Raw genomic sequence first — 15,530 nt, 5'->3', positions numbered from 1 at the left:
TACATTTTTCCTCATTCCGCGCCCCCCCTCACATTCTAAAGACGCCGAAGCGCGTCGGCTTAATGGGCGCGTTCAGCGTTGCTGACAAGGACAGGCCCAACACTTCGCGGCTCTTGCGCGGATCGACAATGCCGTCATCCCAAAGCCTTGCAGACGCATAAAGCGGATGGCTCTGATGCTCGAACATTTCCAGTGTCGGGCGCTTGAACTCTGCCTCTTCTTCCACCGACCATGTGCCGTCATTGCGTTCAATTCCATCGCGCTTGACGGTTGCCAGCACCCCCGCTGCCTGTTCGCCACCCATCACCGCGATCCGACTGTTTGGCCATGTCCACAAAAAGCGCGGCGAATAGGCTCGTCCCGCCATGCCATAATTGCCCGCGCCATAGGACGCGCCAATCAGCATGGTAATTTTTGGCACATTGGCGGTAGCAACTGCCATCACCAGCTTTGCGCCATGCTTGGCGATGCCTTCGGCTTCATATTTTCGCCCGACCATAAAGCCGGTGATATTCTGCAAAAACGCAATCGGAATATTGCGCTGGCAGCAAAGCTCGATGAAATGCGCGCCCTTCAAAGCGGCTTCCGAAAACAACACCCCATTATTCGCGATAATGCCAACCGGCATACCATAGATACTGGCAAAGCCGCAGACCAGCGTGGTGCCAAATCGCACCTTGAACTCGTCGAACTCCGAACCATCGACCAGTCGCGCAATAAGCTCGCGCACATCATAGGGAATACGGGTATCGGCAGAGACTACGCCTAAAATTTCCTCCGGGTCATAAAGCGGCGCAGCAGCATCTCCCTTTTGGATGAAGCTGCACTTTTCAGTGTTGAGATTGGCGGCAATGGTTCGCGCTATTTGCAGCGCATGAGCATCGTCATTAGCGAGATGATCGGCAACGCCGGAAAGCCGCGTATGCGTGTCACCACCGCCAAGGTCTTCCGCGCTGACCACCTCGCCGGTCGCAGCTTTGACTAACGGCGGTCCGGCCAGAAAAATAGTGCCCTGATTACGAACAATCACCGTCTCATCACTCATCGCAGGAACATAAGCACCGCCCGCCGTGCACGATCCCATGACCACAGCGATTTGCGGAATGCCTGTCGCTGACATTTGCGCCTGATTGTAAAAAATGCGCCCGAAATGATCGCGATCCGGGAAAACCTCGTCCTGATTGGGCAGGTTTGCACCACCCGAATCGACCAGATAAATGCAGGGCAGACGATTTTCGCCCGCGATTTCCTGCGCACGCAGATGCTTTTTCACCGTGATCGGGTAATAGGTGCCGCCCTTCACCGTAGCATCGTTGCAGACGATCATGCATTCGCGGCCCGATACGCGCCCGATACCGGTGATGATGCCACCCGAAGGTGCCGCACCATCATACATGCCATGCGCTGCCGTTAGTCCAAGTTCCAGAAACGGCGAACCGGGATCGAGAAGTTGCGCTACACGATCACGCGGCAGCAATTTTCCGCGCGCGACATGACGTTCGCGTGCTTTTTCGTCGCCGCCATCAAGGGCGATGCGGGAGGCTGAGGCCACCGTATCAATCGCTGCAAGCATGGCTTCGCGATTGGCTTCAAAAGTGTTGCTGCGCGTTGAGATTTCAGATTTCAGAATCGGCATCAGCGGGTCTCCTGAAAAAGTTCCCGCCCGATCAGCATACGTCGGATTTCCGAGGTGCCTGCACCGATTTCATAAAGCTTCGCGTCACGTAAGAGACGTCCGGTTGGGTAATCATTGATATAGCCGTTGCCGCCGAGTGCCTGTATCGCCTGCAACGCCATTTGCGTAGCGTTTTCAGCTGCATAGAGGATGCAGCCAGCCGCATCCTTACGCGTTGTCTCACCACGATCACAGGCTGCTGCCACCGCATAGACATAAGCGCGCGAAGCGTTGAACAGCACATACATATCGGCAAGCTTGCCCTGTATGAGCTGGAACTCACCAATCGGCTGGTCGAATTGCCTACGCTCATGCACATAAGGTATAACCACATCAAGACACGCCGCCATGATACCGAGCGGACCACCTGCCAGCACCACACGCTCATAATCAAGGCCGGACATCAGCACATTGACGCCCTTGCCTGCCTCACCAAGCAGGTTTTCGGCTGGCACTTCACAATCTTCAAACACCAGTTCGCAAGTGTTAGAGCCGCGCATGCCGAGCTTGTCGAGTTTTTGCGCCGTGGAAAAACCTTTGAACGTCTTTTCTACGATGAAGGCGCTGATGCCACGCGAACCAGCAGCCGGGTCGGTCTTGGCATAGACCACCAGCACATCGGCATCAGGACCATTGGTGATCCACATTTTGTTGCCGTTGAGGACATATCTATCGCCACGCTTTTCAGCATGAAGCTTCATTGAGACGACATCGGAACCAGCACCGGGTTCGGACATAGCAAGCGCACCAACATGTTCGCCGGAAATGAGTTTGGGAAGATAGTTTGCGCGTTGTTCGGGAGAGCCATTGCGCGTGATCTGATTGACGCAAAGATTGGAATGCGCGCCATAACTCAGACCGATGGAAGCAGAGGAACGGCTAATTTCTTCCATGGCAATGCAATGCGCCAGATAGCCCAATCCGGCACCGCCGTGCTCTTCAGGGGCCGTAACGCCCAGCAAGCCAAGCTCACCCATTTCGCGCCACAGATGATTGGGAAATGCGTTGTTACGATCGGTCTCGGCGGCAATCGGCGCAATGCGGCTTTGCGCAATGCGACGCACCGTATCACGCAGGGCTTCGATCTCCTCGCCAAGACCGAAATTCATGCCCCCCCAATTTGGGCCCAAAGCAAACATACTCGTCCTCCACAAGTTCTGCCCGGTAGTTCGAACAGAGTGTCTTGTGGAGGCTGAATAGGCAATGGCTTTGCGCGGCGTTCTGTGGCTATTTATTGCCGATTAACGAAATTTTCTTTCGCACTATTTTCAGCACAATCTTATCCAAAAACCGGTTTCCACTTTTCGGGATCATGCTTAATCTTGCTGCAACTCGGCAATATCCCGATAAAGATTAAGCGCCTCAGGGTTCGCCAAAGCCTCGCGGTTCTTGACCTCGCGCCCATGCACAATGTCGCGCACGGCGAGCTCAACGATTTTGCCGGATTTCGTACGTGGAATATCGGTTACGGCAACGATCTTCGCGGGTACGTGCCGCGGCGTGGCACCAATGCGGATTTTCGTTTTGATACGCGCTTTCAGATCATCATCGAGAGCTACGCCCTCAGTCAGACGCACAAACAGCACCACCCGCACATCGTGATCCCAGTCTTGCCCAATGCACAAAGCCTCGGCCACTTCCGGCATTTGCTCGACCTGATTGTAAATCTCGGCTGTGCCGATGCGCACGCCACCCGGATTAAGCGTCGCATCCGAACGACCATGGATCACAATACCATTATGCTCCGTCCATTCGGCAAAATCACCATGACACCAGATATTGTCAAAGCGCTCAAAGTAAGCGGCATGATATTTGGCATTACCCGGGTCGTTCCAGAATTGCAGCGGCATACAGGGGAAAGCGCGGGTGCAGACCAGTTCGCCTTTTTGCTCACGCACCGGCCTGCCATCATCGTCCCAGACATCAACCGCCATGCCAAGTCCCGCCCCCTGAATTTCACCCTGCCAGACGGGTTCGGTCGGAATGCCCAGCACGAAGCAGGAAACAATATCCGTACCGCCTGAAATCGAAGCCAAATGCACATCGCTTTTGATCTGTTCATACACAAAGGCAAAGCCTTCCGGCGATAGCGGCGAGCCAGTCGATGAAACGGTACGCAAAGCAGACAGATCATGGGTTTTGCGCGGATTCAGCCCTACTTTCAGCACCGCATCGATGAATTTTGCAGATGTGCCGAAATAGGTCATTTTTTCCGCCGCCGCATAGTCAAACAACACATTGCCATCGGGATAGAACGGCGAGCCATCATAGAGCACCAGCGTTGCACCCGACGCGATGCCTGATGCCAGCCAGTTCCACATCATCCATCCGCAGGTGGTGAAATAGAAGAAGCGATCGCCTTCACGAATATCCGCGTGCAGGCGATGTTCCTTGAGGTGCTGCAATAAAACGCCGCCGGCACGATGCACGATGCATTTCGGAATGCCGGTCGTGCCCGATGAGAACAAAATATAAAGCGGATGATCGAAAGACAGGCGCGTGAACTCGAGCGCTTTTGCCGCAAAAGGTGCGAGTGCTGCATCAAGCGTAATGCCGTTTTTAGCTGTATCGGCAACCGCTTCCGCCTCCCCCAAATAAGTGACGATAACCGAGCGCTTGCTGCTGGGAAGTTTAGCCGTCACTTCGATGATCTTCTCGCTCACGTCAATGCGCTTGCCATTATACCAATAGCCGTCACAGGCGAAAAACAATTTCGGCTCGATCTGACCAAAGCGATCCAGCACACCCTGCGCGCCAAAATCGGGCGAACAGGAAGACCAGACAGCACCAATAGAGGACGCCGCCAGCATCAAGGCCACAGCTTCGGGCATATTGGGCATCATGCCCGCAATACGGTCGCCAGGTTTTATGCCTTCCGCCAGCATGAATTGTTGGAGTTTTGAAACCAGCGCATGAAGATCGTTCCATGTGAGCCGGCGCTCGACCTTGTCTTCGCCACGAAAGATGATCGCTTCGCCCTCGCCCTGATGACGCAGAAGGTTTTCAGCAAAATTGAGCTTTGCATCGGGAAAGAATTTGGCTTCGCGCATTTGGCCATTATCAAAAAGCGCCGTTTCACCACGCTCACCAATGACATCACAGAAATCCCAGATCAGTGTCCAGAAGGCCGCTCGATCCTCAATCGACCAGCGATGAAGCGCGTGATAATCGGGAAGCTTCCGCGCTGCTCTTTCCTCTGCCAGCAAGCGAAAACGCTCAAGCGTGCTTGCTGCAATGCGCGTGGCATCGGGTTGCCACAGTGGATGAATATTTACGGAAACGGTCTGCTTATTCATCATTCCTCCCAGAATCATTCCAAGCTGAAATCCTTCCCCCGATCAGCTCCGCAACGAATTTCTAGAAGAGACTTGAGCGTCCGTCCATGACTTTTCCAAACACTATCGCGCTGATTATCCTGAACCAAGAAGCTTTTCCTTGTCGGTATCCCGGTTGACCCATCGGTTTATCCGAATGACCAGCCAGCGATTGATAGGATTTTCGAAAATATGCCAGGCTATAAAAGCTATAATGACGCTGGCTGCGACGCCACCCGCAATTAGCAGCACAGCACCTATGGTCGTTTCTCCCCAATGTTGCGGAAGAGCGTTGAAGAAAACCAACCCTACCAATGGATGAAGAATGAAAATACCAAAGCTGTAAGGCGCAAGCCGCACCAGAACAGGCAGTTGCAGTGGTGTGTAAACATCCTGAGTAGATGCGATATAGAGCACGTAAACGCCACAATAAAGGAAAGCCAGCCGCAACGGTCCTTCGAGCGTGCTGAGTTCGCCTACCATAGCTGGCAGATGGTAAAATAGAAAAATGATCACACAAACGGCGAGGCCCAGCTTGATCGCAAGGACAGGCATTATCGGATGCGCACGGCGCGCAAGCCACATGCCGAAAAGGAAAGAAGGAAGCGCCCGCAGCGCACCCACATCAGCCAATTGAATGCGGGTAAGCGAAGGTGTACCCAGCCTCTGTGCCAGATACTCTCCAATCGTCACAGCAAGGATGACAATTACGAGAACAGAATTCCCAAGCCTGCGGCAAAGAAAATCGAACAAGGGAAAGCAGAGATACATCAAGAAAAGTGCGCTCAAAGACCAGCTGACATAATTATAAGAGAGTGTCTTTCCAAGCCCCCAATCATGAATGAGCAGCAATTGTGTGAGCCCGTCTGACACACTCATATTGGGTTCAGAGGAAGGGTGAAGAATACCAGCTGCGGTCAAGACTGACAAAAGGGCAAAGCAGGCAAAGGTTATGGCGTGCAGCGGATAAATCCGTGCCAGACGCTTGCCAATAAAACCAAGATATTGCCGTCTATGCCAGACGTAATTCTGCCTTCTCGCAAGAAACAGACCTGACACAATAAAAAACACATCGGTAAAATAAGCAAACTGTAATATAATATCTTGCAGTGGGGCGTTTTTCACAGGGATGCGAAAAGAATAATGGAATGCTGCAATCCCGAGACACAGTAGAAACCGCAGACCATCGAAATCAGGAAGTCTTTTCACCCAACCAATCACTAACAATTATTTCGATGAAGCTTCACTAGCAACATTGAAATAAAAGTCGAGAGAAACTTCTCCCGAATGTGAAACGGATAGGCTAAATCTTAATGGGCTTCTTATAGAGTATTATGAGGAAATTTGGTGGAGCCAAGCGGGATCGAACCGCTGACCTCTTGCATGCCATGCAAGCGCTCTCCCAGCTGAGCTATGGCCCCATCAGACAGAATTTGCTGCCCGTTGACGCGGGTTATTAAAGGGCAAGTTACAGAAGATCAAGAGCTAAATGGCAACTCTTTTCACATCTGCCAAAAATAATTTGCCGATTATCAAATCGCTCAACGCGTTTGCCTCAAACGCAACAAGGCGGCTTGAGGGCCGCCTTGATTAAATTCATCAATGAAGGGGGTTAAACTTCTTCGTCGTCACCGCCAACGCCGCCGCCCAGAATACCGGAAACGTCGTCGTCTTCATCTTCTTCTTCTTCGAGGAAGGTGTCTTCATCGTCATCGCCCAGATCGACATCGTCGTCGAGATCCGGCAGGTCTTCGCCACCCTTGGCTTCGTCATCCGCATCCTCGAGGGAAACGAATTCCGGCTTTTCGAGTGCTGTATCGAGCTCTTCGGTTTCTTCTTCTTCCGCTTCGGCCGCACGGCTTTCCGCTATGGTCGCTTCAAAATACGACCGCGGATAAGAAATGCCACTATACGGCGAAACAATCGGATCGCGATTGAGATCGTAAAACTTTTTGCCCGTTTCAGGGTCAATGCGCTTGGTACCAAGTTCAGTTTTTGCCACGTCTAGCCTCGTCAATTTATACGGGGGCACAAATTCATTCAGAAAACCGCGCCTGCTATGCTCTCATCACGCCAACATAGTGTCAGCGAACGCCAGCTTATCTGCTTTGGCATTTTGCGGGCAATCTGCCTGCCGCACAAGAGGCCAATACATGCGTAAGGCGCACCTTACCGTGTTGTTTGGTGCATAAACGCAATTTACAGCTTTTGTCAAAGCGAAAGACTCATTCTAACCGCTTAGAAGCAATCAAAACGCGCATTGGCGGATGACCCGGCCCAGTTCCTGTGCTAGGAAGCTGCCGCTTTGATCAATCCCGCGTGAATAACGCCCAAATGAGACAGTGAAGACTCTATGTCCCATTCTGCATCCCCGAAACCAGCAATCGCCCGCCGTTCAGAGGCACTCAAGGGTGAAATCCGCATTCCGGGCGACAAATCCATATCCCATCGCTCTTTTATGTTCGGTGGTCTCGCATCAGGTGAAACCCGCATCACCGGCCTGCTTGAAGGCGAAGATGTCATCAACACTGGCCGTGCCATGCAGGCCATGGGTGCCAAGATTCGCAAAGACGGCGATGTCTGGATCATCAATGGTGTCGGCAATGGTTGCCTGTTGCAACCAGAATCACCACTCGATTTCGGCAATGCCGGAACCGGCGCTCGCCTGACCATGGGACTTGTCGGAACTTACGACATGACAACAACCTTTATTGGCGACGCATCGCTGACCTCGCGTCCGATGGGCCGTGTGCTCAATCCGCTGCGCGAGATGGGCGTTCAGGTAAAGGCTGCCGAAGGTGACCGCCTGCCGCTAACGCTGACCGGTCCAAAAACTGCAAACCCAATCAGCTATCGCGTGCCAATGGCGTCTGCGCAGGTTAAATCCGCTGTTCTGCTTGCGGGTCTGAATACGCCGGGCGTTACGACCGTCATCGAACCGGTCATGACCCGCGATCACACGGAAAAAATGTTGCAGGGCTTTGGTGCTGATCTCACAGTTGAGACAGACAAGGACGGCGTGCGCCATATCCGTATCGTCGGACAGGGCAAGCTGACCGGCCAGACCATTGATGTGCCAGGCGATCCGTCCTCAACCGCCTTCCCGCTTGTTGCGGCTCTGCTGGTCGAAGGCTCGGACGTAACAATTCTCAATGTTCTGATGAACCCGACCCGCACCGGGCTTATCCTGACATTGCAGGAAATGGGCGCCGACATTGAAATCATCAATCCGCGCCTTGCTGGTGGTGAAGATGTGGCTGATCTGCGCGTAAAATCATCAAAGCTCAAGGGCGTCGTGGTTCCACCGGAACGCGCTCCGTCGATGATTGACGAGTATCCGGTTCTGGCGATTGCTGCATCCTTTGCCGAAGGGGAAACCGTCATGGACGGTCTCGATGAGTTGCGCGTGAAAGAATCAGATCGTCTTGCAGCAGTTGCGCGTGGCCTAGAAGCCAATGGCGTTGATTGCACCGAAGGCGAGATGTCGCTCACGGTTCGCGGTCGTCCCGACGGCAAAGGCTTGGGTGGCGGCACGGTTGCAACGCATCTTGATCACCGCATTGCAATGAGCTTCCTTGTCATGGGGCTGGCCGCAGAAAAGCCGGTTACCGTTGACGACAGCACGATGATTGCGACCTCGTTCCCCGAATTCATGACCATGATGCCGGGCCTTGGTGCGAAAATCGAAGTCAGCGAGCCGCAATGACAAGTTTCGTCGTAGCCATCGACGGACCAGCAGCCTCGGGCAAGGGAACCCTAGCCCGGCGCATTGCCATTCATTACGGCATGCCGCATCTCGATACCGGCCTGACCTATCGTGCGGTTGCCAAAGCGCTGCTTGATCAGGGGTTGCCGCTTGATGATGAAGCAGTTGCAGCTGATGTGGCGCTTCATCTCAATCTGCATGACATGGATAAGGCCGTACTTTCGGCCCACACCATTGGTGATGCTGCATCCAAAGTGGCAGTGATGCCCGCCGTGCGCCGCGCACTCGTTGAAGCGCAACGCGGTTTTGCCAATGCCTTGCCTTCAAGCGTGCTGGATGGTCGCGATATTGGAACCGTTGTCTGCCCGGGTGCTCAGATCAAGCTTTTCGTGACTGCATCGCCGGAGGTGCGTGCACAACGCCGTTTTGACGAAATCATTTCGAGGGGCGGAGCATCCGATTTCGATGAAATTCTGGCTGATCTTAAAAAGCGAGACGACCGTGATACGAACCGCACGGATTCGCCGCTCAGACCAGCGGAAGACGCGCACTTGCTAGATACGAGTAAAATGAGTATAGAAGCGGCATTTCTGGCAGCGAAAAAGCTGATCGATCACGCTTTAGCGCAGCATCAGGCATAATATTGAGAAAACCGCACGGTTTTCTGATATGATACGCCCAGAAATGCTGGAGAATTCTGAGTTTGTTCCTATATGGGGCTTACTCATCTTTATAACCTGACTTCGCGTTCCACGCGCCGGTTGTCCCAAAAGGACGGAGCCGAAGGACAGGCCTAACGCAACTCTAACCCCCGGCGCCGCATCCGATGTTGATTTATACCGGATGCATCAGGAGTATTTATGTCTGAATTCAATCCCTCCCTCGCAGACTTCGAATCGCTGCTGGCTGAATCCTTTGCCAACAATGACCTTGCAGAAGGTTATGTTGTAAAGGGTCGCATCGTTGCCATCGAAAAAGACATGGCAATCATCGATGCCGGCCTGAAGGTCGAAGGTCGCGTACCGCTGAAGGAATTCGGCGCGAAGGGCAAAGACGGCTCAATGAAGCCGGGCGACGAAGTTGAAGTTTACGTTGAGCGCATCGAAAACGCACTCGGCGAAGCTGTTCTGTCGCGCGAAAAAGCACGTCGTGAAGAAAGCTGGGGCAAGCTCGAGCAGAAGTTCGCAAACAGCGAACGCGTCGACGGCGTCATCTTCAACCAGGTCAAGGGTGGTTTCACCGTCGATCTGGACGGCGCAGTTGCGTTCCTTCCACGTTCGCAGGTGGACATTCGTCCAATCCGCGACGTTACCCCACTTATGCACGTCCCACAGCCTTTCGAAATCCTCAAGATGGACAAGCGTCGCGGCAACATCGTTGTCTCGCGTCGTACCGTTCTTGAAGAAAGCCGTGCGGAACAGCGTTCGGAAATCGTTCAGAACCTTGAAGAAGGTCAGGTTGTTGACGGCGTTGTCAAGAACATCACCGATTACGGTGCGTTCGTTGATCTCGGCGGCATCGACGGCCTCCTGCACGTGACCGACATGGCATGGCGCCGCGTCAACCATCCTTCGGAAATCCTCACCATCGGCCAGTCGGTCAAGGTGCAGATCATCCGTATCAACCAGGAAACGCATCGTATCTCGCTCGGCATGAAGCAGCTTGAGAACGATCCTTGGGATGGCATTGGTGCGAAGTACCCGATCGGCAAAAAGATCACGGGTACTGTAACCAACATCACCGATTACGGCGCATTTGTCGAAATCGAGCCAGGCATCGAAGGTCTGATCCACGTTTCAGAAATGTCGTGGACCAAGAAGAACGTACATCCAGGCAAAATCCTGTCGACCACTCAGGAAGTCGAAGTCGTTGTGCTCGAAGTTGATCCGGTTAAGCGCCGCATCTCCCTCGGTCTCAAGCAGACCCTCGACAACCCATGGACGACTTTTGCTGACAAGTACCCACAGGGCACAATCGTTGAAGGCGAAGTCAAGAACAAGACCGAATTCGGCCTGTTCATTGGTCTCGACGGCGACGTTGACGGCATGGTTCACCTTTCCGATCTCGACTGGAACCGCCCAGGCGAACAGGTCATCGAAGAGTACAACAAGGGCGAAGTTGTTAAAGCCGTTGTTCTCGACGTTGACATCGAAAAGGAACGTATCTCGCTCGGCATCAAGCAGCTTTCCGGCGACAAGGTCGGCGAAGCAGCAGCTTCGGGTGAACTGCGCAAGAACGCCGTTGTAACCTGTGAAGTCACAGCTGTTACCGATGGTGGCCTTGAAGTCCGTCTCATTGACCATGATCTCGATAGCTTCATCAAGCGTTCGGATCTGTCGCGTGATCGTGACGAACAGCGTACAGAACGCTTCTCGGTTGGTCAGAAGGTTGACGCTCGCGTCATCGCTTTCGACAAGAAGACCCGCAAGCTGCAGGTCTCGATCAAGGCGCTCGAAATCGCTGAAGAAAAAGAAGCAGTCGCTCAGTACGGATCGACCGACTCCGGCGCTTCGCTCGGCGACATTCTTGCGGCAGCAATGAAGAAGTCGGAAACCAACTAACTCGGTTAAGACCTTTACAAAAACATGAGAAAGCCCGCCATTGGCGGGCTTTTTCTATTTGCCTAACCCCTAAATTAGCAGGCACAGAATTGCCGTTGATGAATAAATTTACCTGTGCGAATTCATTGCGTCTAAAAAATATACTAGCGTGCTACATGGAGTTTTTGCATGAGACATTTTTTTATAGTTAGCTCTTCAATTTTGCTTACAACCCTTGCATCAGGCGCTTTTGCAGCTGATGCTGTTGCAATTCAGGATCCGATTCCGGTTTATGTCGCACCTGCTTTTAGCTGGAGCGGCGCATATATCGGCGGACAGATCGACTATTCGATGTTGAAGGGTAAATATTCCTACGCAAACACTCCCGAAACTAAAGCCACGAGCAAGGGTTTCGTTGGCGGAATTTACACCGGCTATAATTTCAACGTCGGAAACAACGTTATTTTAGGCACTGAACTTGACGCCACGAGCAATTTTGGCAAAGGAAATGCAAAGGACATGTCTGGCTATTCCACATATGCCACAACCAAGACCCGCTGGGCAGGTGCAGCGCGTGCACGTGTTGGGTATGCGATGGATCGCTTCCTTCCTTACGTTGCAGGCGGCGTGGCATTTGCTGGCATTAAAGACACGCTGAAGACAGATGACTCCGGCTTTAAAAGCGACAAAACGCGTGCAGGCTGGACAGTTGGCGGCGGTATCGACTATGCCGCAACCGATAATGTGGTTCTGCGTCTTGAATACCGCTATACGGACTTTGGTAAGCAAAACTACAATCTGAATAATTCAACGAATTTCAGTCGCAAGCTCTCCACCAATGATGTTCGCATTGGTGTCGCCTACAAGTTCTAAGCTTCTAGCGAATGGCTATCTGGAGGAGTGGCCGTTTAACCTGGCCGCTCCTCAAAGCCAAAACATAAAACCTTAAGCATACTCACACGATCCCGATCAAATGGATCAGTCCGAGGCTTATGGTGCCCAAAACAAGCAATGATAGGATTGCTGCCAGCGTGACGCGTCCGCCGGCGGACGCTACCGAGCGTATATCAACACCCAGTCCAAGAGCCGCCATCGAAATGATTGTCAGTGCAGCGGACGCAAACTGGATACCGGGAAGAACAGTTTCCGGGATTAGGTGTAGCGACCGCAGTGCCATCATGGCCAAAAAACCGATGATGAACCATGGCACGAGTTGCAGAAAGCCGGGCTTTACATCCGTATCCTTGTTACCAGCCACTACGGAAAGCGCAAGAATAACGGGCCCCAGCATCAGAACACGAACGAGCTTGACCAATGTTCCAAGCTGAACGCTGATAGCAGCAACGGGAGCGGTTGCTGCCAGGACTTGCGGCACGGCATAGACCGTCAGTCCGGCAAGAACGCCATATTGTGTAAAAGACAACCCCAGCAATGGCACCAGCAGCGGCAGAAGCAGCACCACAACAACCCCCAGAATGGCCGTGAATGCGATGGAGGCGGCTACATCTTCACTGTCTGCGCCGATGACCGGTGCGGTGGCGGCAATTGCCGAGTTGCCGCAAATGGAATTGCCGCAAGCAACGAGAATTGCCATGCGATGCGGCAGCTTTAACAAGCGCCCAATGCCGTAGCTGAACGTAATTGCCATTGCTACAACACAGGCAATCCCAAGGATAAGGCCCGGTCCAGCATCTATCACAGCACCAGCACTAATGGATGCACCAAGAAGCACGACCGCAATTTCCAGCAGCAGTTTTGCTGAAAAGCTTATGCCTTTGGCAAATTGTTTGCCGGGGCGGAAAATCGTTCTGACTGCAGTTCCGAGCAGGATTGCCAATACCAAAGCTTCCAGCCACGCCTTGCCGGTATAATGCTCTTCCACCTTTTCCAGACCGACCGCCACAGCGGACACAGCGAGGCTGAGTGCAAGCCCTGGGATAATGTTCTGGAATTTGTTTGTGGTTACGGCGGTCATGTGATTGGCATTCAGTTATTGAGAAATATTTTCCAATCAAATGCATTATTTCTTCTGTTCATTCCATCGCATAATATGGCACAATTCATTCGGTAAAATCGAACGATTGAAGCTATGACACTGGAACAATTACGCATTTTCATTGAGGTTGCTGAACGCGAGCACCTGACGCGGGCATCGGAAGCGCTTCATCTCACGCCATCGGCAGTGAGTTCGGCCATTCGTATACTGGAGGAACGCTATGGCGCGATGCTTTTCAACCGAATTGGTCGGCGGATTGAGTTGACCGGCGACGGACAACTGTTCCTCGAAGAAGCCCGCGCAACACTGGCTCGTGCGCAATCAGCTGAACGGATGCTGTCCGAGCTTGGCGGTGGCAAACGCGGCCTCTTGGCAATTCATGCCAGCCAGACCATTGCAAGCTATTGGCTTCCGCCTTATCTCGCTCAATTTCACGCCACCTATCCGCTGATTGATGTGAGGCTGACACTTGGCAACACTGAAAGCGTGAGAGCAGCCACGGAGGCAGGACTTGCGGATATCGGGCTTGTGGAAGGTGCTGTGCAGGCATCGACGCTTTCGCTGCGCAAGGTTGGCACTGACAAGCTAATCGTCGTTACAAAGCCCGATCATATTTGGCATAAAACTGAGAAGCTCACATGGGACACCTTGTTCAGCGGCCAGTGGATTTTGCGCGAACATGGCTCTGGCACACGCAGCGTGTTCGAAGATGCGATGCGCGCCGCGGGTTATAATCCAGCGCGTCTCGCGCTTGCCCTTGAATTGCCTTCCAATGAAGCAATCTGTTCCGCCGTGCTTTCCGGCAATTACGTCACCGCGATTTCGGAACTGGTGGCAGCACCGCATCTTGCAGCAGGAACGCTCGTTAAAGCCGATTTTTCTCTACCACAGCGCCAGTTTCTAATGCTTTCGCATAATGATCGCTATCAGACCAAAGCGCTCAAATCTTTCTCAGACATGCTGATGAAAGAACCGCATATGTCGCGCACAGAACAACTTCCCGCCTGATAAGCACTGTAGGCTTTGCTCACGGGTATATCCCCGCGCATCCCGGCCCAATATGTGCGGATCGGGAACGATCCGCACGTCGATCTGGAGGAGGTAGACATGAGCAGGAATAGAGGCGTTGTATATATGCGCCCGGGTAAAGTTGAAGTTCGTGACATTGATGATCCGGTGTTGAGCGCTCCCGACGGACGCAAGCTCGACCACGCTGTCATTCTGAAAGTCATCACGACCAATATTTGCGGCTCCGACCAGCACATGGTGCGCGGTCGTACCACTGCGATGCCGGGGCTGGTTCTTGGCCATGAAATCACCGGCGAAGTAATCGAAAAAGGCAGTGATGTCGAAATGCTCGAAGTGGGCGACATCGTTTCCGTGCCATTCAACGTAGCCTGCGGACGCTGCAGATGCTGCAAATCGCAGGACACCGGCGTTTGCCTTACCGTCAATCCATCACGTGCCGGCGGCGCTTATGGTTATGTCGATATGGGCGGTTGGATCGGTGGACAGGCACGCTACGTCATGGTGCCCTACGCCGATTTCAATCTGTTAAAATTCCCGGATCGCGAGCAGGCCATTGAGAAAATCCGCGATCTGACCATGCTTTCCGACATTCTTCCCACCGGCTTTCACGGGGCGGTTAAGGCGGGTGTCGGCGTGGGTTCCATCGTCTATGTTGCCGGTGCTGGCCCGGTTGGGCTTGCGGCGGCAGCTTCCGCCCGCATCTTAGGTGCCGCAGTGGTCATGGTAGGAGACTTCAACAAGGAGCGTCTTGAACATGCGCGCAAGGTCGGCTTTGAGCCGATTGATCTGTCGGCAAGCGATCGTCTCGGCGATATGATTGCCGAAGTGACTGGCAGCAACGAAGTCGATAGCGCCATTGATGCTGTGGGCTTTGAAGCACGTGGTCACAGCGGCGGAGAACAACCGGCAATCGTGCTCAACCAGATGATGGAGATCACCCGCCCTGCGGGTTCCATCGGCATCCCCGGTCTTTACGTGACCGATGATCCGGGTGCGGTTGATAGTGCTGCCAAGCAAGGAAATCTTTCCTTACGCTTTGGCCTTGGCTGGGCAAAGGCACAGTCTTTCCACACCGGTCAGACGCCCGTCGTCAAATATAACCGCCAGCTCATGCAGGCTATTCTGCATGGACGTCTCAACATTGCCGAGATCGTCAATGCGCAGGTGATTTCGCTGGAAGAAGCACCACAAGGCTATGAAAGCTTCGATCATGGGGTTGCAAAAAAATTCGTGCTCGACCCACATGGCATGCTGACAAAGGCTGCTTAAA

General features: G+C 53.2%; 12 protein-coding genes and 1 tRNA gene. 6 read left to right on the top strand and 7 right to left on the bottom strand.

The window, feature by feature from the left end; all coding sequences use genetic code 11:
- Window positions 1-28: 28 nt before the first annotated feature.
- From CEV31_RS05795 to CEV31_RS05770, 6 genes are all read right to left on the bottom strand, one after another.
- Entirely contained in the window at window positions 29-1,636 is a 1,608-nt protein-coding gene (locus tag CEV31_RS05795) for a carboxyl transferase domain-containing protein (protein ID WP_094506055.1), read from the bottom strand.
- On the bottom strand, window positions 1,636-2,814 hold the full coding sequence (locus tag CEV31_RS05790; RefSeq protein ID WP_094506053.1) for an isovaleryl-CoA dehydrogenase: 1,179 nt from the start codon (window positions 2,812-2,814) through the stop codon (window positions 1,636-1,638). The genes CEV31_RS05795 and CEV31_RS05790 overlap by 1 nt, the downstream gene beginning before the upstream one ends.
- A gap of 177 nt (window positions 2,815-2,991) precedes the next feature.
- Entirely contained in the window at window positions 2,992-4,974 is a 1,983-nt protein-coding gene (locus tag CEV31_RS05785) for an acetoacetate--CoA ligase (RefSeq protein ID WP_374846867.1), read from the bottom strand.
- Between the two features lie 111 nt (window positions 4,975-5,085).
- A complete protein-coding gene (locus tag CEV31_RS05780) occupies window positions 5,086-6,198 on the bottom strand; it encodes an acyltransferase family protein (RefSeq protein ID WP_094506527.1) in 1,113 nt (370 codons plus the stop codon).
- Between the two features lie 136 nt (window positions 6,199-6,334).
- Window positions 6,335-6,410 (bottom strand) — tRNA-Ala (locus CEV31_RS05775).
- Between the two features lie 191 nt (window positions 6,411-6,601).
- A complete protein-coding gene (locus CEV31_RS05770) occupies window positions 6,602-6,991 on the bottom strand; it encodes a TIGR02300 family protein (protein WP_094506052.1) in 390 nt (129 codons plus the stop codon).
- Window positions 6,992-7,342: 351 nt separating this feature from the next.
- On the opposite strand from CEV31_RS05770, the gene aroA reads away from it, so the two are divergent.
- The 4 genes from aroA (at window position 7,343) to CEV31_RS05750 (ending at window position 12,108) form a co-directional block, all read left to right on the top strand.
- Entirely contained in the window at window positions 7,343-8,695 is a 1,353-nt protein-coding gene (gene aroA, locus CEV31_RS05765) for a 3-phosphoshikimate 1-carboxyvinyltransferase (RefSeq protein ID WP_094506051.1), read from the top strand.
- Entirely contained in the window at window positions 8,692-9,336 is a 645-nt protein-coding gene (gene cmk, locus CEV31_RS05760) for a (d)CMP kinase (protein ID WP_094506049.1), read from the top strand. The genes aroA and cmk overlap by 4 nt, the downstream gene beginning before the upstream one ends.
- 219 nt (window positions 9,337-9,555) lie before the next feature.
- Window positions 9,556-11,256: a 30S ribosomal protein S1 gene (rpsA, locus tag CEV31_RS05755; protein ID WP_094506048.1), complete on the top strand. Its 1,701-nt coding sequence runs from the start codon at window positions 9,556-9,558 to the stop codon at window positions 11,254-11,256.
- Window positions 11,257-11,424: 168 nt separating this feature from the next.
- Window positions 11,425-12,108 carry an outer membrane protein gene (locus CEV31_RS05750; RefSeq protein WP_094506047.1) on the top strand — a complete coding sequence of 228 codons (684 nt, stop codon included), beginning with the start codon at window positions 11,425-11,427 and terminating at the stop codon, window positions 12,106-12,108.
- Window positions 12,109-12,190: 82 nt separating this feature from the next.
- Here CEV31_RS05750 and CEV31_RS05745 read toward each other — a convergent pair whose 3' ends face one another.
- On the bottom strand, window positions 12,191-13,210 hold the full coding sequence (locus CEV31_RS05745; protein ID WP_094506045.1) for a YeiH family protein: 1,020 nt from the start codon (window positions 13,208-13,210) through the stop codon (window positions 12,191-12,193).
- Window positions 13,211-13,324: 114 nt separating this feature from the next.
- On the opposite strand from CEV31_RS05745, the gene CEV31_RS05740 reads away from it, so the two are divergent.
- Both CEV31_RS05740 and fdhA read left to right on the top strand, forming a co-directional pair.
- Window positions 13,325-14,239 carry a LysR substrate-binding domain-containing protein gene (locus CEV31_RS05740; RefSeq protein ID WP_094506044.1) on the top strand — a complete coding sequence of 305 codons (915 nt, stop codon included), beginning with the start codon at window positions 13,325-13,327 and terminating at the stop codon, window positions 14,237-14,239.
- Window positions 14,240-14,338: 99 nt separating this feature from the next.
- Entirely contained in the window at window positions 14,339-15,529 is a 1,191-nt protein-coding gene (fdhA, locus tag CEV31_RS05735; protein ID WP_094506042.1) for a formaldehyde dehydrogenase, glutathione-independent, read from the top strand.
- Window position 15,530 lies beyond the last annotated feature (1 nt).

Origin of the sequence: Brucella thiophenivorans (assembly GCF_002252445.1) — a bacterium.
Classification (GTDB): domain Bacteria; phylum Pseudomonadota; class Alphaproteobacteria; order Rhizobiales; family Rhizobiaceae; genus Brucella; species Brucella thiophenivorans.
This window is presented reverse-complemented; position numbering and strand designations above follow the sequence as displayed.